Below are 18,703 nucleotides of genomic sequence, written 5' to 3' on the forward strand. Positions count from 1 at the left end.
TCTCTTATTGCTGGCTGAAAGTGAGAGTCAGCTCAGTCGTCTTCGCTACTTTTACTTTGATAAATTCTAGGCCATGGATTTGTGCGCTTTGCCACTGACCGCTTTGAAGCTGCACTGGGCGCTGCCACGAGATCATCGCAATATCATCAACAAATAAGGCACTTTCACCGCTACTTGGTGGCGCCATGGAGAGGCCAAACTGGACTCCACGAGCAGGCAATCCTTCATCGCCAAGCACAACGGAATCGTCAGGTAAGGTAATATCTTGTCTAAACGTTTGCCACTCATAACTACCTGCTGGCTTTAATTGGGGCGTTGACTCAGAAAAGATAAGGTTATCTTCTGATGTTAAGATACGAATATCAGCCTTAAACTCACCAGCGTTTTCTCCTTTGGCATAGCCAAAGAGCGAGAGCTCATGGTAAGCCTGTGCCGTGCTCGGCGCTGGCGTAATAGGCATGGTACGAATTGTATGTTTGAACGGCACACGCGTTGGTGTTTCGTTAAATTGCGTTCGTTGTAGACAAAGCCCTTGTACGCCACGATATTTGCCAACTAAGCACGGCGCGATATCGTCGGCCTCAATTAACCAACGGGAGACTTCCCCTTTTTCGTTATCGCTGTCCCAGTCTTCAAAATCCCCAAAGAACAATAAGTCCCGACCAAGCACAATCTCTGCTTGAGCATCACTAGCCGTGAGTTTGCTAAGGAACTCAGCACTGCTTGAATATTGGCGTAAATCGACAATATGCTCACCGGCTTCCAAGGTAATAACTTTTTGCTCTGTTGCTTTTGCTTCAACCAGTTTATAAAAGGTGACTTCTGCAAATCCGGAGCGCAATGAGATACCAACTTCGGGTGAAGAAAATTCAGCGATACGTTTTAGTAGGGCATTGGCAAGATCACCACTTACAAACTTAGGAACATAGTCTTCTAGATAAACAGGATAGGCTTTTAATGCACTGATTTTAGGTGTGCCTGCAGTTTCTAACTCTACCACAGCTATCAGTCCTAAAAAGGTTTCAAGACGATTTTGCTCAAACACAAAGTTGCCTAGTCCAAGTATGCTCGGTACGCCATTGTATAAGCCAAACCCTTGCGCAACGTGAGGGTGATGCGCAATCATCAAGTTAGCGCCATTTTTGGAAAGCAAATCAAAGCGGTTTGAAATATACGCCGTTGGTGCGTATGAATACTCGTCACCGCCGTGCAGCTGAGCCACAACAAAGCGGCCGTTGTTACTGGCTTGCATCACCGTTTCTTTCATGCCATTGGTATCTGTCAGGTCAGCAGCTCCCCCTTTAGCGTCTGATGCCACATAAGTGACGGTATGTTGATCGCCTGTAATAGAAGTCGCAGACACAAAGTCTATGTTTGCTTCACCAAGACTTAGACTATAGGGCTTAAATGCCTCTGCCGCGCTTGTGCCTGCGCCACTGTGTTTAAGTCCCGCTTGCTCGACGTACTTCAAGGTATCGCTAAGTCCAGATGCTCGATAGTCATAAACGTGGTTATTGCCAAGTGCGACATAGTCAATACCCAAATCATTGAGGGCAATTAATGACTCTGGCAGACTAAAAAATGCAAACTCTTTACTTGGATGGACCGTGGTTGGATTTTTTAGGATTGGAGACTCCAAGTTAACCGAAGCAAAATCGACATGTTTAAATAAAGGATGCATAAACTGCACCAGCGCTTGGGCATCAGGTCCTGCGCTTTGGGGCTGGATAAGTCCGTTAGGGGTGCTGGGCAATGAATTCCCCATGGTAATGAGGTCAGGGTTGAAATAACGACGCCCAAACATGGTATCACCCGCAAAAAGTAAGGTTTTTAGCGTGCTCGACTTAGCTTTTAGTTCAAGCGTGAGCTGCTGTTCATTGTTATTTTGAGTCGCGAAGGTAAAAACCAAGGGTAAATAATCGGGGTGAGATATTTCTGCAACATAAGCGCCGTATGCTAGAGCCGACAGGTCAAAGATACCATCGCTATTTGAGGTAAATGACAGATCATCTATCGTGAGGCTGGCATTGGCGATGGGCATTGCTGCTGTGTTTTGCAGCAACACGCTTAAGTTGGGCGTCTCGTTATCCCTATCTTGTTGGCTTTTATCTTCATCCTCATCTATTTGTGAAGGACCTGTTTCATTTGGGTCCTCTACTGAGCAGGCCGTGAGCGCAAATAGTAATACTAAATTTAAGATTTTTTTCATTGTGGCCAGCCCTGCTTTCAAAAAAGATACATTATCCAATTCTTTAGTATTATATCTGTAACTCTTTATGCGTTGCAATCCTTTGAAATGGAATGTAAGTTTCCAAATCAAAAACTTAACAAGCGCTGAAAAATGTCTTAAAAAGCAAATTTTTCAGTTCTTCATTAGTATAGGACAAGAATTTACGAGGATAGCTAAAATTCTGTTCAATATTCTTTACGTTTTTCTAGTCGGCCAGCTATTCTTAGAGTATGATCTCGTCAATTGTGAAAACCCGCTTTGAGGAACAAATGCGTCTAGAGATACATTGCGCTGACCGTATTGGTATTGCCCAAGAAATTCTCAATATCTTGGTGAGTTACCGTGTCGATTTGAAAGGTATAGAAGTCGATTCAGTAAATTGTCGAATGTACGTGAGCTTTCCACCCATCGAATTTGAACAGTTTCAGAAGATTATGCCTGAGATCCGCTTAATCGATGGCGTTGAAGATGTTCGTACTACAGCGTTTTTACCGTCAGAACGTGAGCACAATGAGCTGAATACCTTGCTCAGTGCATTACCTGATGGTGTAATTTCTATTGATGCTAAAGGCTGGGTACGTCATTGCAATGACGCAGCTTGTCGCGACCTTAACATGGTTGAAAAGGAAGTGATCAGTGCCAACATTAACAACCTTTTGAAAGGGTTTAACTTTACCCGTTGGTTAGAAGGTAAAGAGGTGTTAGGCCAGACAACCCGTGTAGAAGTGGGCGGGGAAGATTTTATTGCTGATATTTTGCCAATTTCGGTGCCCCAAGGGATCGAAGGCGATGTATTAGCCGGTGCGGTGATCAACATTAAATCGCAGTCGCGATTAGGACAGCAAGTCAGTGCGTTTCGTCGTTATGGCCAAGAAAGTTTTGCGACGATTCATAACCACAGCACAGCCATGCGTAGAGTCGTGCGTGAAGCCAGAAAAATGGCACAGCTAGAAGCGCCAATTCTGATCACGGGTGAAACAGGTACGGGTAAGGAGCTATTAGCTAGAGCATGTCATTATGCGTCTAACCGTTCGTTAAAGCCGTTTATTGCGCTTTCTTGCGCTTCGCTGCCAGATGACGTTGCCGAGTCTGAGCTGTTTGGTTATGCAGGCTATGAAGAAAATGCAGCGCCAAAACGTGGTGTGCTAGAACAAGCTGATGGCGGCACGGTATTCCTTGACGAAGTGGGTGAAATGTCAACTCAGTTACAAACTAAGTTACTGCGTTTTTTACAAGACGGCACGTTCCGTAAAGTTGGTGACGAGAATGAAGTTAAGGTCAATGTTCGCATCATAGCTGCAACGCAAAAAGACTTGCCGGCAATGGTTCAAGAGGGCGTATTTAGAGAAGATCTCTACTATCGCATTAACGTGCTAACACTTGAAATTTCTCCGCTGAGAGATAGGAAAGCAGATATCGGGCCTTTGGCTGAGCATTTTGTACAAAAATATGCCCAGCAAAATGGTCATCCAGCGCCAACACTTGCTAGAGAATGTATTGAGTTTTTAGAGAATTACCCTTGGCCTGGTAATGTGAGGCAGCTAGAAAACGCCATTTATCGTGCGGTTTCATTGCTTGATGATAAAGAACTTCGTACTGAGCATCTAAACTTACCGACCTTTACCCATGACTTAGGTTATTTGGAGTCTGATTTTGAAGGGACGTTAGACCAAGCGGTGAAGCGATTTGAAGCAACCTTGTTGCGTAAGCTTTACCCCGCTTATCCGAGTTCAAGGCAGCTGGCTAAACGTTTGGGATTAAGCCACACAGCGGTTGCCAATAAGCTGCGTGAGTATGGGATAAACAGAAAAACAGTCAAAGTATGATCTAAAGGCCACGCAATGTGTGTGGCCTTTATGATTTAGTTCCCATGTCTTTTGTCACGCCATCTACCTTAATATTCTTAATGCCATCTTCTTCAAAAGAGAGTGTGATACTAACGTTATCTCGCGCAAAGAAGTAATCTATCCCATTTACCGTCAAGACATAATTACCCTTTACAGAGTCGCTAAACTCTTTTTTCACAAGAGAGATGTGATGATCTGCAATTTGCCACTTAAATCCAGAAATAAACCCTTGATTGAACTCTTGGATCCACACGCGGGTATCGTCTTTACTCAGTGTAATGGCAACTGAGTAAGACTCTGGTAGTTCAGACATGTCATAATGATTTTCACCGATGCGAAACTGTTCAGTCTGTTTGTTCCAAGCAAAACCAAATTCAAACGCTTTCTCTACACCGGTTGGGTAGGTTAGCGCACCTTCTCCTTTAAAGTCGAAGTCTGCGTAGCACATACTGGAAAAGACAAATAAGGTGGAACAGGTAACAAGGGATAATTTTTTCATTGACTTCACTTCAGTTATTTTACTTAATTTGAGTTTCGCATATGTAGTAACCGAACTCATTGTTTTTAAGCTCATTTTATGGTTCTTTCTTGTCGTGCTAGAAAGGCGTTCATTTTTTGAAGCTCAGGTTATTAATCTAGTTTACCGACAGCATTACCGCAACTAAGGGTCAAAGTAATGTATCGGTTATAGACGCAAGCGTAGCAAAATAATCACTTTAGAATATGAATTGCTATGCTAGAATCGAAAAATTATTAACTGGTAAGACCATTGTTATGAATTTATATTTTCGTTTACTGCTGCTGTTTTGGAGAATAAGACAGAATAAACAAACAGCAGATTCCATTTTGTCTCCGATAGATATCGAGTACCGCGCCCTGCCAAGCGATTGCGATATCAATATGCACTTGACCAATTCACGATACCTAGCATTTATGGATTTGGCGCGTACTTGGATGACAGAGCGAGTTGGGTTATTTGCAGCTGTGATGAAACGCCGCTGGTTCCCAATTGTTAACGCAACGGCGATTACTTATATTCGCGATATTAAACCACTGCAAAAATTTACCATTACCACTAAGGTGGTGGGATGGGATCATAAATACTTTTACATTGAACAGCGCTTTCATTCTAAGCGTGGGCTGCATGCAATTGCTTATGTGCGTGGGGTATTCAAGCGCAAGGGCGGTGTGGTTGCGGTCGAAGAAATGCTCGAAGTAGCTGGGTTTAACGGTGAAGCACCTATTTTATCTCCTGAGATTATGCATTGGAAAGCCATGTTAGAGGCAAAGAAAAACAGTAATCTATAAACTATAAAGGCCACATCAGTGGCCTTGGGGATTGAGAAAGTAACAGTAATTCTGTGTTCCACACTGTTTAGGTGTTAGAACTTATATTTCACACCGAACATGGCCACAACAGGGTCTAGCTCAACGTCAGATGTCAGTGCCTTTACACCGTTAGCGTAAACTGTTGCATCGGTATTGATGTCAATTTTAGAGATCATGCCGTGCAGACCCCATTTTTCATTTAAGTCGTAGTTAAAGCCGATTTGTAATGCAATACCAAAAGAGCTATCCAAATCAACTTCTACGTCGTTAGTCTTTAGTGTTGCTTTTAGTGCAGCACTTGGCTCTTCATCGAAGAATACTGTGTAGTTTAGACCCGCGCCGATAAATGGGCGAAACTTAGCGCTTGCATCAAAGAAGTGATACTGTGCAAGTAATGTTGGTGGCAAGTGTTTTATGTCAGCGATTTCAGCCCCTGCTAAGCCACCAGCACCGTCAACTGTGTGAGAAAATGGTGTTGCCGCAACCAGTTCAAATACGATGTTATCGCTGTAGTGGTAGTCAAGCGTGATACCTAGCTGAGTATTTGAGTCAGCAACTAGACCAAGAGAGTTATCTTGATCAATTGCGGAAGCCGAATTGTCAGGGTTTACGTTAATAGCACCAACATTAACACTGAAATTTGCGTGTGCGAAGGGAGCAGCAACTAGCAGAGTAGATAAAAGTGCAGCGCTTAAAGTTTTCATTTTCTTCTCCTAACCCTATGTGAGGACATTTTTAAACTGTGAAACAGTGTGTGTTTTTAATGAAGCCATCTTAAAAGGGTTCAAAAAATGAAAAACTGTTCTAGATCAATTTTTAAATTGTAAGATTTCAGAAATTTTTGAAAGTTTGATTTAGATTAAGTTTTCTCGATGTCATTAATTTGCATTAAAACTGCAATGCTGTGGTCAAAGTTTCATCTTTAAATAATTGCTAGATTTCACCTACAAATCATTCTTAGTTATGTCACTAGCAACACAGTATCAAAACTTCAGTACTTCATACGCCACAGAGATATTAACGCGTTTGATCCAAGCGCCTTCGGTTACGCCGTGTGATGCAGGCACTATCGCTTTCATGTCAGAGCAACTCGCTGCGCTGGGCTTTACTATTGAGCAGTTTGAGGCGCAGGGAGTAAAAAACTTAATTGCAAGTTATCGTTTCTCTCAGGGACCAACTTTTGCTTTTTCAGGTCATGTGGATGTCGTGCCTGCAAATAATAAAGGCTGGATTGTACCACCATTTAGTGCGCAGATTATTGATGGCGTGATGTATGGACGTGGTGCTGCTGATATGAAAGGTGGCATTGCGGCAATGCTTGCTGCAACCAAAACATTACTACAGCATCCTGAAAAATTACGAGGAAGTTTTTACTGGTTGCTCACTTCTGACGAGGAAGGTGAAGCGGAGTTTGGTTCCAAATTGATTGCAGAGCGATTAGCGGAAAAAGGCATCGAGCTAGATGCTTGTTTGGTTGGTGAACCGACTTCACACCAAGTGGTAGGAGATACGGTTAAAAATGGTCGTCGCGGGGCGATTTCTGGGCGTATTCAGGTTAAAGGAAGAGCGGGGCATGTGGCTTATCCAGAACAAACGGTTAATGCAGCCCACATCGCAGGCCAGTTGGTTAGCCAACTCGCGCTTTTACCTTGGTGGAAAGATGAAGCGGGATCGCAAACCACGCTGCAAGTCACTGGGATCACAGTACCAAATATTGTGGATAATTTAGTGCCAGCAGAGTGTGAAATCACCTTTAATATTCGTTACAGCCATGCCTATAAGAGCCAAGAAGTTGTGCACTATATTCAAGAGTCGCTGGCTAAATCCGGTGCCATGTTAGCGATCAGTTGGGAGCGGCCTTGTGAGTCGTTTTATACCGGCGCAAAGCAAGAAAACTGCTTCTTAACGCTGGTAGAACAAGCAATCCAAGAAACAACGGGGCAATATCCGAGTTTAAGTACTGCAGGCGGCACCTCCGATGGTCGCTTCTTTGCGACCGGAAAAACGCAAGTGATCGAATGCGGGGTAAAGAATGATTCAATTCATCAAGTGAATGAACATCTATCTCTTAGCGAGCTACATGCGATAGAAAAAATATACTTAGCTGTTTTAAATAGGTTTTTTAAAAAAGTTGAAAATTTTTAAAAGAATTTTCTTGAAAATAAATTTGCTGACCATAAATAGCTTTATGAGGACGCCGACAGGGCCTCATAAATTAAATAACCATTTGTTTTAAAAGTGCTTATTGGTTCTTTTTGAAGAGTGAGCACCTATGTATAGCTTTAAGAGGATACAAAATTATGCGTACAGTAGATTTATCTCCATTATATCGTTCATTTATCGGTTTTGATCATTTAGCTTCTATGATGGATGCTGCTGCAAGAACAGATAAACAACCTAGCTACCCACCATACAACATCGAAGCGCTAGGTAAAGACAAGTATCAAATTACCATGGCTGTTGCAGGGTTTACCGAGCAAGAGCTAACACTGGAATCAGAAAACAATACGTTGACCGTGAAAGGTCAAAAGCAAGCGACTGAAGAAGCTAACGAGCGTAAATTTATTCATCAAGGGATCGCCGAACGCGGGTTTGAACGCAAATTCCAACTTGGCGATCATGTCAAAGTATTAGGCGCAGACTTAGCGCACGGCTTACTGGTTATTGACCTTGAGCGTAAGATCCCAGAAGCACTGAAGCCAAGAAAAATAGAAATTGGCTCGGGCAACTTGCTTGAAAGCAAGTAATATCAATCTAATTTATTGATTTCCAACTCGCCGCCGTCAGGCGGCTTTTTTTTGCCTAAATACAAAGCATTTGTTATTAGTAAAGTTATGCTTCACTCGTTATCCCCCAGAAAATGAAACTAGGACTAAGACAATACGTAAAAAGACGAAATGGTGTACCACTGGGTCATAGTCAGTCACTAGGAAACATGTTACGGCGCGCTTTCGGCGCTCAGTCTTTCGATGGCTTCTGGGTTTATTGGAATCCTATCTGGAGTTATTACTTGGCACGCTTCGTATTTCGCCCATGCGCGGAGAAAGTGGGCGAAAAACTTGGTTATTGGTTTACTTTTATCGTGAGCGGCGCATTGCATGACGTCATTGTTGGATTAGTGGTGGGAGAAGCTATTTTTACATTTACCCCTTTCTTTGCTGTACTCGGGGCTGCTGCGCTTGGATTTAAAGTGACGGGTTATCGTTATCCGAGTCAGCACTTTCTCATTGCATCTTTGTTTAACGGCTCGATCATTGTATTTAGTTTTTATCTAAGTAGTGTTTTTAGCTAGTTACTTGTATGGTAGAAGAAAAATATTGTGTTGAGATGAAGAATGGAATTAAAAGATAAGCTGATATTGTTGTTGAAATCAGGTGGGTTATCGTTACTCATCGCGGGTGGATTTTATACTTTGTTGTTTCACATGTCTGCACAATTTCATCACCAAGTGCAATTTTCGCCCTTTTCGCAAGATACTGGCGTAAACGCGATGCTAATTTATAGCTTCTTGGTTTTTCTATTTAGTGCCATTTTTAGCTATTTCTTTTTGAAAATGCATGCTGCCCGTCATGATATGCATGTCGATGGCTTAGTTCTGAGCATCAAATATACACACTTAGTGCTTTGGGGAGGTGTTTTCAGCATTGCGATTTATATCTTATTACACATGAATCAACATGTTTTAGTGTTAAAACAAGCCAAAGACAGCCACACTTCAGCTCAGCAACTTGAAGCGTTGGTTTCTTATCTGCCTGAAAGTGGCGATGTGATAGATCTTGCGGTTGCACAAAACCCCGCGACGGCACCAAACACGCTAACTTATTTGAGTCTAAAACGAGACTTTGCTACGCACTTAGCACTTGTCATGAATCCAAGTACTCCCAAAAAAGTGCTAGAAGAAATTATTAGCTATTACCACGGAGGACAACAAGATGTAGTCCTCAATGCGGTGATGAAAAACCCTAATGTGGCTAGCGGCAACATTCAGCTTCAGGTACGTTAATGGTGTTGTTCTTTGACTGAGCGTGTGGGAGACACAAGTGGAGCCACAGCCTAACTTTATTTGTTATCACGTTCTCTCAATTCAGTACGCAATTTACTTTGCATGTCTTTAAGTGCTGTGATTTTATCTCTTGCCTCTTGTAACTGTTGTTGTGGTAATCCCTCTTTGATCCCACGCGCTAGCAGTGCTTCTATTTGCGCTACTTTGACATCGACGGCCGCAATATACTGTTGTTTTAACTTGACGTCTTTTTGATCCAAATACGCTTGGTAAGCTTCGGTATCCGACAAATCGCCCTGAAAATCATCCATTTGCTTTTCGGTTTGGCTTATTGGAGGCAGATATTCAGGTTCCGTGATCGACTTAACGGCTTTGAAAGAGGTCTCGGCATTTGACTTGATTGGAGCATAAGTATTGTTTGGTGCGCTTAATGCTTCAGCTCTTTTCTCCTGCTTGGGCTCAGCCTGTGATGGGGCGGTATATGTGGGGTTTTGCCAACCGATGTTGGCAAAACGCAGTGTGAATACAGCGATCACTGCCCCAAGGAATATGACAATCAATGCTTGCCAATACTTCATATTACTACTCCGCTGTTTGCCGCTTTCCAAGCCATATAATCTCGCTCGAATTTGTTCTGGGCAAACTCTTGGGTAAGTGCCCGCAGTGCTTGGTAGCGTACTGTTTCACTTTTCACATCGTAGTAATCATATACCGGTGACTGACTATACAATACCAGCCATTCGCCACTTGGCGTGCGAATACTAGGTGTTATCTTGCCTTGTTGATTACTAAACGCCAGCTGTGTTTCCCATTTCGGCGTGCTTTGGCGCGTCAGCGGAGTGAGTTGGGCCTGCCATATTAATATCGGGGTATATTTAGCGATGGCTTGTTGCCATGAGTGTGCAGTTGCATAATCATTAAATTGCTGTGCGGCTTTTTGTTCGGGAAATTTCGCTGCGCTCGCACTGACTTGCTTGATGTATTTAAACCGCTTCTTATGACGCTCATAATACTTCGCGATAGCACTTTCTGGAATTTCACTTCTCAGGGTATCAACATACTGGCTCGTTGCACCATGCATCTCTTCCTTAACACCAAGAAATGCCAACATGCTCGGCCTCAATAGTTCTGCGGTTACCACTTGTCGTAACTGTTCTATTGTCAGACCTTGCTTAGCAACATAAGGTTTTGCGGCGGTAAATAGCGCCTGTTGATTGAGATGTTGATTGACAATAGCTTGCAGTAACGCGAGTTCCCCCTGGTGAAGTTTAAAGCGGTTTTGCATTGATTGGCTATGTAATACTTGAGCAAGTGTCAGTGGCGCTGATTTTGTTAGTTGCAGCTGTTGCCACTTGAGTAATTGCTCAGCAGGGTATTGCCCGTCAGCGGGGTACTTTCCTAGTAACGACAGCACCTGATCCTTATCAAATACCAAAGGGTAGTGCTTTTTTTCAAGCTGAGAAAGTGCTGGGAACCAATGTAAGAGTGAGCTTGCGAGAAATTTATCGACGTGATATCGGGTGCTGAAACCAACGTTAGATTGGCGCTCCAAAATACTTGGGTTAAGTTGCTTCGCTTGGAATAGTAAAAACTGGTTTTCAAGTAACTGCGCTGTAGTTTGCTTTTTAGATAGTGTTCGGCCTTGCTCAAGGTAGAGTTGATGAACTAAAGGCGTCAGGCCTTTAGGTAGACTTGGTGAGGCAAAGCTTGGTAAGCAAAAACTGCTTACCAAGAGAAGTAAAACAAATCGCATTATCTCACGTCCATCGCGTGATTAAGTAAGTGAACCACCATAGCTATCGCATGTGGGATCACTTGTTTTCCTGTATTTACGCGGTCGTAATGATCCTCAGAATTCAATACGATACCACCTTGTGAGTAGGAGAAAGCGCCGCCTTGCGTTAGTAGTGGGCGGATGTCTGTTGAGTTGGTATCAACTGCACTAAAACTATTCATTGCTTGCTTGACCAAAGTAAAGTCATTTAATGATTCTTGATCATAATAGTCTTTCACCCAAGACTCCCAGCCAGCATGATTCAGATCTGATGTTGTCCAAGTATGGTGTGGTTGAAGTAAATCCGTGGTGTGAAATACAAAACCGAGTACCTGTGGGTTTCCGCTTTGCACATAACTTTGGTACCAATACTGACCTAAGTTGTCAATCGGTTGAAAAGGCATTTCTTCAAAATCATCATACATGCTGTACGTTGAGTGGCTATCAATACGATAGTGTTTTTCTGTGATCCCATAACTATCGTATTCAGTGTCATCTGCACTGAACCATCCAGTTTCGCCGCCATGACCATCGTCTAAATAGTCACCTTTTAGCCAAGTAGCCGCCATCGTATCGACAGAGCCCCATACGGTTAGCTTTTGATAATTATAACCACCGAAGTCATTGCCGTGAGTATCAGCTCCTTGAGTATGGTTTTGGAAGTGCCAGTAACTGGTGTATTTCACGATGCTTTCAGCAGCACCCCAAAGAGGTGCCTGTACACAATCACCCGTAATGGCGCCACAAAAAAACGTATCTTCAAAATCATCGACGTCATAAGCCGCTTGACCTAGTAAGTTGGCAAGCGCAGATACAGACATACCGTTAGCTTGTGCGTAGGCTTGTAGCTTTGCATATTGTGTTGTTGTCGGGTTTTGCGCCATGTAGTTTACAGCGTCGATTACGATACGCTTATGCGTTTCTTGACTAAATGCGTAGCTTTGACCTGCTGCGACTACTAGCGCCAAAGGGAGTAAATATTTTTTCATGAATTGCCTCTATTGATTTTAATTTATGTGAACGCGAATTTTTCTGCTTAAAGCAAAGTGCGCTATTTAAAATAATTTATGTGAAATATTTATTAAAATAAAGTTAAATTATGCTTGAGTTAAAAATTAGAGAAGATGCTTGTTGGTCACAAATGGGTCAGGTATGATCTCGGGGAGAATTTAGGCACACCTGCGCTAAACGAATGGAACTATGAAAAAACTACTTATAATAATCAGTTTATTGTTACCGTTTTATGGAATTTGCGAAGAACAAAGTGACGAACTTGATGACGAGTTTGCTTGGCAGCTGAGTGTTGGTGCCTTTTATGTTGATATGACAATGCCAGCTTTGATTGGGACGGACTCGACATTCAAACATGGTACTTTTCTAGTCGATGCAAAAATAGAATATAAAAGTTTTTACTTGAATACCCACTCAGGAGATTTCTTTGGTGGCTCGGATGTTGGTTACCAAATTATCAACAATGGTGAATGGGGAATTGATGCCATTTATGGTAGTTATATGTTGCCTTTTTCTGAACGTGGTTACTACGATACCGACGATGTGGTACCTGAGCTAAGAGGCATTCGTAAACGCGATCAAGATAATTCTTTAGGCTTTTCCTATTATCGCCATGTCGGTGAATTTCTTGCCGTTGCTGAAATAGTCTACGATGTTTTTGGTGACACAAACGGTTGGGTTTTTCACCTCGAAGCGACACGTAACTTTGAATTGAGGAACTGGGATTTATGGCTTAACTTTGGCGCTAACTATTATTCTAGTAATTTTCATAATTACTTTTATGGTGTTTCAGAGGATGAAGTCAATGACTATTTGACTCCCTATAAACCCGGTGCTTCGGCCTCGGCGTTCGCACAAATGCAACTAAATTATCCAATTGCAGAAGATTGGGTGTTTAGCGCAGGCGCATCATGGTTAGTTGGTTCTCAAGATACGTTAGATAGCCCCTTAGTTCGCTCTCGTCACGCCAGAGTATTCTTTACTGGGGTAAAATATGTCTTCTAAATTAATCACATGGACAGTGTTGTTTCTGGGGATTTTGTTGAGCCACCAGCTCCGCGCCGAAGAAACTAACTCAGTGGGAATACTTCATGCTGTACCGAGCAAGTGTGTTGCCCTGAACCAAGGGAGGACTTGCTATGCGGACGTCAAAGTAACGGTAAATGCACCGACAGAGGGGGACTATTGCATTCGGGAGAGCTTGTCGAAAAAGATCCTCCAGTGTTGGGCCAAAGCGGATACCTTTAAATATGAGTTAGACTTTAGCTCTGATGAAAGTTTGAGTTATGAGCTTATCTCAAAGCAGTCTCGAGATGTGCTAGCAGTGACTACTATTGAGGTGAATTGGGTTCATAAAGTAAAAACCAAAAAAAGGCGTTGGCGCCTCTTTTAATGTTAAGGCTACGTGCGAGCGTAGCCTAAAGTTGCTCAATGTTATCTAAGCACCATTGTGCCCTTGTGAGCACTTCCTTGCGTGTTTTCTCATCTTGTTTTTGCCAATTTCGATAGATCATGCCAATACGGTGGTTATTGGCAAACTTATCCTCATGGCGGTGCATAAAATGCCAATAGAGGCTGTTTAGTGGGCAGGCATCATCACTAGATTTTTGTTTGACGTCGTAGTGACAATGCTGACAATAATCACTCATTTTTTGCATGTAGTTACCGCTTGCGGCGTAGGGTTTTGTTGCTACTATGCCGTGATCAGCAAATTGTGTCATGCCTCTGGTGTTCGGCATTTCTACCCATTCAATGGCGTCGATGTATATACCTAAATACCATTCATCCACTTGATCTGGGTGAATTCCGGTCAACAGGCAAAAGTTTCCCGTGACCATTAATCTTTGAATGTGGTGAGCGTAGGCGTAATCTAGGCTTTGGGTGATGGCTTCACTGAGGCAGCGCATCTTCGTTTTTCCATGCCAAAAATAGCTTGGTAGATTACGCTGAGCAAGCAAGTAATTTTTATTGCGGTAGTCAGGCATATTGAGCCAATAAACAGCGCGGATATACTCTCGCCAGCCCAATATTTGCCTAACAAACCCCTCAACCTGCGCAATATCAATTTGTGAGTTGTCTTGGTATGCTGCGATAGCACTGTCGATAACGTGTTTGGGGTGAAGCATTTTTGCATTGAGCGCAAAAGAGAGTCGTGAGTGATACAGTGTCCATTTATCGACACTTTTACAGGTCATTGCATCTTGAAATTGACCAAATGAAGGCAATAGGTGTTCACAGAAAAAGGCCAAAAGATCTTGAGCTTGTGCACGGGTAGTCGGCCACAGCAATGATTCTTCACTGTTGCCAATGGTCTTTACTTTATGCCGCTTAATCCGCTTTAAAATGTCACTAACATCGTTGGCAAAACAAAGCGGTTGTGGGATAGCGTCGATGTCTTTTTGCTTGAGCTTGTTACGGTTTTGACTATCGAAATTCCATTGCTTGCCAAGCGGCTCACCGTCATCCATTAATACATTAAAGCGGCGCCTGAGTTTGCGATAGAAAAACTCCATTGTGGTGTGTTTTCCTGGCGTTAAGTAGTCATCCAGCTCTTCATAAGGGACTAAAAAATGCTCAGTGTCATAGCAACGAACCTTTAAATAGTCGAGTGTTAATTCCATCATTTGCTTCAGTAAGCGATATTCATCCGGTCTTTGATAGTCAAAACTAGACACCTGATATTTATCACATAAATGAGCAATTAAAGCGGGGAGATCCGAATAGTCCTGAGTCTCATCGAGGGTGAGATGTAGCACATGGAATCCCGCTTTATCCAGCGCGAGGGCAAAATTCTCCATGGCTTTGAAGAACGCACATACCTTTTGTATGTGGTGTTTGGTGTAGTTGGCCTCTTGCTTGAGTTCTGCTATCAGATAAAGATACTCTGCTTTATCGTCAGCAAACCAACTATGTTTGGCGTTGAGTTGGTCACCGAGAATTAATCTGAGGCCTTTATATTGAGGCTTTTGTTGTGCCATTAGTTATCCTCCAAAGGCCAACCAACATGATCTTGGCTGTCAAGTTGTGGAGTAGCTTCTCCTTGCCATAATTTTATATATTCACCGTTTGGGTCAAATAGTGTTTGTTGCTTTATGATATTGAAATGGCGACCGCCACGGGGATCAGCTCCAACACCTGCGATATACTGCCAATTTCCCCAATTTGCCGCGACGTCATAATCGATCAGATGTTGCTCGAAAAAAGCGGCACCATAGCGCCAGTCTAGCTGTAGCTCATTAACAAAGTAGCTCGCAGCTATTTGTCTCGCTCTGTTTGAAATCCAACCGGTTTTAGTCAATTCGTGCATAATGGCATTGACCAGTGCGCTGGGCGTTCGGCCTTGGCACCACTTTAAAAAGCGCTCTGGATAGAAACTGGTTTTTGGTGTTTTGGCTTTGACGCCTGAAAAGCAAAATAGCGTGTGTTGATGTTTGAGGGCATACCAATGAAAGTACTCACGCCACAACAGTTCAAACCAAATCCAATAGGTTGATTCATTTGCGCCTCTTTGCAGCTCAAATTGAGTAAGTGCTCGCTTGATCTGTCTAGGGCTGATAGCGCCAGAGGCAAGTATTGGACTAAACCGAGTGGAAAAATGCTCACCGAACAAGGCGTTTCGGGTTTCTTTGTATGTGAGAGCCGCATCCGTTTGGAAGTATTGTTGTAGCTGTTGCTGAGCTTGCGCTTCACCCGCGGCTACTTTGATACTGTATGAAGAGCTTGCTTTAAACTCAGCTAAATCTGAAACCCGCTTCGGTCTTGGTGGAAGCTTCGCGGTTGCAATAGGTGAGTTAGGTTCAATTTCCTCTACTGCTTTTCGAAATGGTGTAAAGCTCGGTGGTAGTTCACTGACTTCTGTTGGTAGAGACTCTGGCTCAAAAAGGGTGTTTGAATAAGCGCTAATATATTGAATATGTGGGAAATTGTATTGTAATTTTAACCAAAACTTTTGTTCATCGAAACCTGGATGAACAGCGCGACCAATATGAGTTACCTGCTGTGTATGAATAATCTCGGTCAGTGCTTTGAGCTGAGCTGTGTCACGCAACAGATACAGCTTCTGTTGTTGTGACGCTAGTGATTGATGCAAGGCGTTGAGCGTCTGATTGCGATAACATTCGACAGCAAAAGAAGGTGAGCACTGCGCTTTGCGAGCCGTCCACAGGTTTGCATTGGGTAGATAAATGCAGATAAGTGTGTCGACTTGAGACGCCAGCGTTGTAAGTGCGGGATTATCACTAAGGCGGCAGTCGTTTTCAAATAAATAGAGTCCTACTTTCACGTTTATTCTTAACAGTCATGAACGAATAAGACTCTATACGTAACAATCAGCTAAATTGCTCAGTTAGTTTGGCAAGATTCTATAAGTGTACGCAAGTGAGCACCAACGTCTTGTGTTTTGGTTTGGCCTTGCTCAAGTAAGTTGCTTGCTTGCTGTTTTAGCTCAGCCAAATCATACTGCTCAAGCAAAGTTCTTAAGTATCTAACTGTATCAGCACCTTGCTGAAGCAAATCAGGAAACTGTTCGATGGAAATTTCCTGTTGGCTTAGGCGAGAAATAGAGTTGAGTAGGTCGCTTAAATTTGCACTGTCTTGTAATGCGCCTTCAACCGCAATAAGCGCGCCCATCGGATCGGCATCCAGATTATTTGCAACGCAAGCTGCAACACTACCTGCCTCTGCTGATGCTTGCACTGACCCGATTCCTTTATCACGGATCTGCTCAACCACTTGTTGTAGCTCTTGATGTTCAGATAAATATTGTGCCTCGATTTGGGCTTTAGAGTCTTCCAGCATATCGCATGCGGTAAGTGAAACGACCATAGTAGACGCAAAGGCAATCGCTCTTAGCATTTTATCACTTCCTATATAAAGATTTTGTGAAAGTCTAAAGAGCTTAGAGCCAGAAGTCACGCAGAGTTTGGTTTTGTAAGCTCTGCATGACTTTGATCTTAGAGTAATGTTTAGTGGCTGCCGTTGTCTCGTTGTTTGGCAGCTCAAGTTAGTTTGCTTGTTGCTGCGCTCTTTTGAACTCCTGTAGACCAACAATATTCGTTTTCTTGAATAATTCAAAGCGCAGCATATTTTCGACGAGTAGCAGTGCTTTGTTCCAAGCGTTTTTTGCTGCTGTGGTAAAATGCCTGCCAAGATGACTTTTTAGCGTTGCTGTAAAGGTAAACAACAAGACACTGATATCTTTTTCTGACGTTCCCATAAATAACAGCGTACCGCGTTGTTTTTGCAGATAATGTAATAAGTTTGACTGCTGTGGGATACGCATTACACAATTTTGCACAAAATCAAATATTTGATGCTCCCAGATTATGAGTTGTCCCACATTTGTTGGAATTTGCATGCGCAAATCGTAATGTTGAATTTGGTTGTACCAAGAAGTGCAAAAGCCATGGAAATTCGGACGAATACTCGCAAGCGTTTGAGTTAAAAGTTGATATTGATAGGGAGTAATGCTCATAGACGCCTCTTCAAACTGATGAAGAGCGGATCCTTTGCTCAAAAACAAATAACCTAAGTTTGAGTATAGCTGTTTTTTTAAAATGCGAGACTTTTTAATATTTTTTTTGTGAGATTTTTCTTACATTGCAATAATTAATTGAATTTCAATATGCTGGACCTAGCTATAGTAGGCCGATATTGAGCAACGGCCCACATTCATTTAAAAATATTAGTGCTTAATTGGTGAGAGTAACTGTGGATCTGTCACGAGTTTACGAATGCCATGCGCATGGTCCTCTTCAAAAGCATTGTCTTTACACCAACGCGCGAGACTATTTATATCAACTTTGGCACAGCTTGGGCGTACACTCCAGCTTACCTGTAAAGGTGAGCACTGTTGGTTGTTATAGCTAGGTCCTGTAGTTGAACCTAAAAACTCAACGGGTGTGCCTGTATTGCTTGGTAGAGCACCTGCTTGATGATAACCGTCAACTTGGCCTTGATAATCAAGCTTGGTAAAGTCTTGCGCATTTTCATCATTAACTACCAAAAACACTTGGGTTTCGACACGTAGATCGGGGTTGGCGCAGCTGTCATTTAAGCAAGCGCCGAGGGTCGGGCCTGGTTTGACATCACAAGAGCTATGTACCCAGTGGACTTCAATTGTATCGCCGGGCTTTACGTTGTTACATACTTTATCTTCTACAGGAGCAAGCTCCGCAGGGGTGAGGCTTGCAGTTGCATTACATTGGAATCCACCATACTTCGGGTCATTGGAAACGACAGAGAAGTCTTTGGCTTTATGCTCTGCATTTTTATGAAAATGGATGTTACATAGGTTGAGTTTTTCTTTTGGTGGAGCCATAGCAAAAACCCGTTTGTTGTGACCCTGCAAACTATCAATATCTCTCGGTGTTTGTGGTCCTGCCGATTCACATTGCGCTGCAAACGCTTCAAAGCTAAAAATAGACAGCGCTGTCAATTTGCTTGATTTTATAACCGTTCTCATTTGGTTTTCCTTTCTTTCGTGATTTTGTTGTCCCCAATTATGGATC

The 18,703-nt window shown here is 42.8% G+C and carries 19 protein-coding genes; 8 read left to right on the top strand and 11 right to left on the bottom strand.

The genetic code is table 11. The features are described 5' to 3' along the window. Positions 1-4: 4 nt before the first annotated feature. Entirely contained in the window at positions 5-2,209 is a 2,205-nt protein-coding gene (locus tag JJQ94_RS09905; RefSeq protein ID WP_236596576.1) for a CapA family protein, read from the bottom strand. A 290-nt stretch (positions 2,210-2,499) separates the two neighbouring features. Here JJQ94_RS09905 and tyrR point away from each other — a divergent pair, with 290 nt between their 5' ends. Further along, positions 2,500-4,056, top strand: a complete 1,557-nt coding sequence (tyrR, locus tag JJQ94_RS09910) for a transcriptional regulator TyrR (RefSeq protein ID WP_099030877.1) — start codon at positions 2,500-2,502, stop codon at positions 4,054-4,056. Between the two features lie 28 nt (positions 4,057-4,084). Here tyrR and JJQ94_RS09915 read toward each other — a convergent pair whose 3' ends face one another. After that, on the bottom strand, positions 4,085-4,651 hold the full coding sequence (locus tag JJQ94_RS09915) for a hypothetical protein (RefSeq protein WP_099030878.1): 567 nt from the start codon (positions 4,649-4,651) through the stop codon (positions 4,085-4,087). Between the two features lie 200 nt (positions 4,652-4,851). On the opposite strand from JJQ94_RS09915, the gene JJQ94_RS09920 reads away from it, so the two are divergent. After that, entirely contained in the window at positions 4,852-5,385 is a 534-nt protein-coding gene (locus JJQ94_RS09920) for an acyl-CoA thioesterase (RefSeq protein WP_088532277.1), read from the top strand. A gap of 74 nt (positions 5,386-5,459) precedes the next feature. Here the strand turns inward: JJQ94_RS09920 and JJQ94_RS09925 are convergent, their stop codons facing one another. Further along, entirely contained in the window at positions 5,460-6,110 is a 651-nt protein-coding gene (locus JJQ94_RS09925) for an OmpW/AlkL family protein (protein WP_039492172.1), read from the bottom strand. Positions 6,111-6,369: 259 nt separating this feature from the next. Between JJQ94_RS09925 and dapE the strand changes: the two genes are divergently transcribed. The 4 genes from dapE to JJQ94_RS09945 all read left to right on the top strand — a co-directional run bounded on the left by dapE (position 6,370) and on the right by JJQ94_RS09945 (position 9,409). Then, a complete protein-coding gene (gene dapE, locus JJQ94_RS09930; protein ID WP_099030879.1) occupies positions 6,370-7,551 on the top strand; it encodes a succinyl-diaminopimelate desuccinylase in 1,182 nt (393 codons plus the stop codon). 155 nt (positions 7,552-7,706) lie between these two features. Next, positions 7,707-8,153 carry an Hsp20 family protein gene (locus tag JJQ94_RS09935; RefSeq protein ID WP_099030880.1) on the top strand — a complete coding sequence of 149 codons (447 nt, stop codon included), beginning with the start codon at positions 7,707-7,709 and terminating at the stop codon, positions 8,151-8,153. Positions 8,154-8,416: 263 nt separating this feature from the next. Then, a complete protein-coding gene (locus tag JJQ94_RS09940; protein ID WP_236596577.1) occupies positions 8,417-8,698 on the top strand; it encodes an acyltransferase in 282 nt (93 codons plus the stop codon). Between the two features lie 42 nt (positions 8,699-8,740). After that, positions 8,741-9,409, top strand: coding sequence for a hypothetical protein (locus JJQ94_RS09945; RefSeq protein WP_099030882.1), 669 nt, complete (start codon positions 8,741-8,743; stop codon positions 9,407-9,409). Between the two features lie 56 nt (positions 9,410-9,465). On the opposite strand, the gene JJQ94_RS09950 is transcribed toward JJQ94_RS09945, so the two are convergent. From JJQ94_RS09950 to JJQ94_RS09960, 3 genes are read right to left on the bottom strand one after another with little or no spacing between them, the layout of a single operon-like run. Next, the gene (locus JJQ94_RS09950) at positions 9,466-9,987 is read right to left on the bottom strand and encodes a hypothetical protein (protein WP_099030883.1); all 522 of its coding nucleotides are present in this window, start codon (positions 9,985-9,987) and stop codon (positions 9,466-9,468) included. Further along, positions 9,984-11,162, bottom strand: coding sequence for a peptidyl-prolyl cis-trans isomerase (locus JJQ94_RS09955; protein ID WP_099030884.1), 1,179 nt, complete (start codon positions 11,160-11,162; stop codon positions 9,984-9,986). The genes JJQ94_RS09950 and JJQ94_RS09955 overlap by 4 nt, the downstream gene beginning before the upstream one ends. Further along, complete coding sequence (locus JJQ94_RS09960; RefSeq protein ID WP_099030885.1) at positions 11,162-12,172, bottom strand: phospholipase; 1,011 nt, start codon at positions 12,170-12,172, stop codon at positions 11,162-11,164. The genes JJQ94_RS09955 and JJQ94_RS09960 overlap by 1 nt, the downstream gene beginning before the upstream one ends. A gap of 211 nt (positions 12,173-12,383) precedes the next feature. Here JJQ94_RS09960 and JJQ94_RS09965 point away from each other — a divergent pair, with 211 nt between their 5' ends. After that, complete coding sequence (locus JJQ94_RS09965) at positions 12,384-13,199, top strand: MipA/OmpV family protein (RefSeq protein ID WP_017217793.1); 816 nt, start codon at positions 12,384-12,386, stop codon at positions 13,197-13,199. Beyond that, on the top strand, positions 13,189-13,587 hold the full coding sequence (locus tag JJQ94_RS09970; RefSeq protein ID WP_095727313.1) for a DUF3019 domain-containing protein: 399 nt from the start codon (positions 13,189-13,191) through the stop codon (positions 13,585-13,587). The genes JJQ94_RS09965 and JJQ94_RS09970 overlap by 11 nt, the downstream gene beginning before the upstream one ends. 25 nt (positions 13,588-13,612) lie before the next feature. Here the strand turns inward: JJQ94_RS09970 and JJQ94_RS09975 are convergent, their stop codons facing one another. The 5 genes from JJQ94_RS09975 to JJQ94_RS09995 all read right to left on the bottom strand — a co-directional run bounded on the left by JJQ94_RS09975 (position 13,613) and on the right by JJQ94_RS09995 (position 18,657). Then, entirely contained in the window at positions 13,613-15,172 is a 1,560-nt protein-coding gene (locus tag JJQ94_RS09975; protein WP_099030886.1) for a cryptochrome/photolyase family protein, read from the bottom strand. Next, the gene (locus JJQ94_RS09980) at positions 15,172-16,476 is read right to left on the bottom strand and encodes a DASH family cryptochrome (protein ID WP_099030887.1); all 1,305 of its coding nucleotides are present in this window, start codon (positions 16,474-16,476) and stop codon (positions 15,172-15,174) included. Before JJQ94_RS09980 ends, JJQ94_RS09975 begins: the two co-directional genes overlap by 1 nt. Before the next feature lie 59 nt (positions 16,477-16,535). Then, on the bottom strand, positions 16,536-17,048 hold the full coding sequence (locus tag JJQ94_RS09985) for a hypothetical protein (protein ID WP_099030888.1): 513 nt from the start codon (positions 17,046-17,048) through the stop codon (positions 16,536-16,538). 148 nt (positions 17,049-17,196) lie between these two features. Continuing rightward, on the bottom strand, positions 17,197-17,667 hold the full coding sequence (locus JJQ94_RS09990; RefSeq protein WP_099030889.1) for a hypothetical protein: 471 nt from the start codon (positions 17,665-17,667) through the stop codon (positions 17,197-17,199). Between the two features lie 210 nt (positions 17,668-17,877). Then, positions 17,878-18,657, bottom strand: a complete 780-nt coding sequence (locus JJQ94_RS09995) for a delta-class carbonic anhydrase (RefSeq protein ID WP_099030890.1) — start codon at positions 18,655-18,657, stop codon at positions 17,878-17,880. Between the last annotated feature and the right edge of the window lie 46 nt (positions 18,658-18,703).

This window comes from Pseudoalteromonas sp. GCY (genome assembly GCF_016695175.1).
Taxonomy (GTDB): Bacteria; Pseudomonadota; Gammaproteobacteria; order Enterobacterales; family Alteromonadaceae; genus Pseudoalteromonas.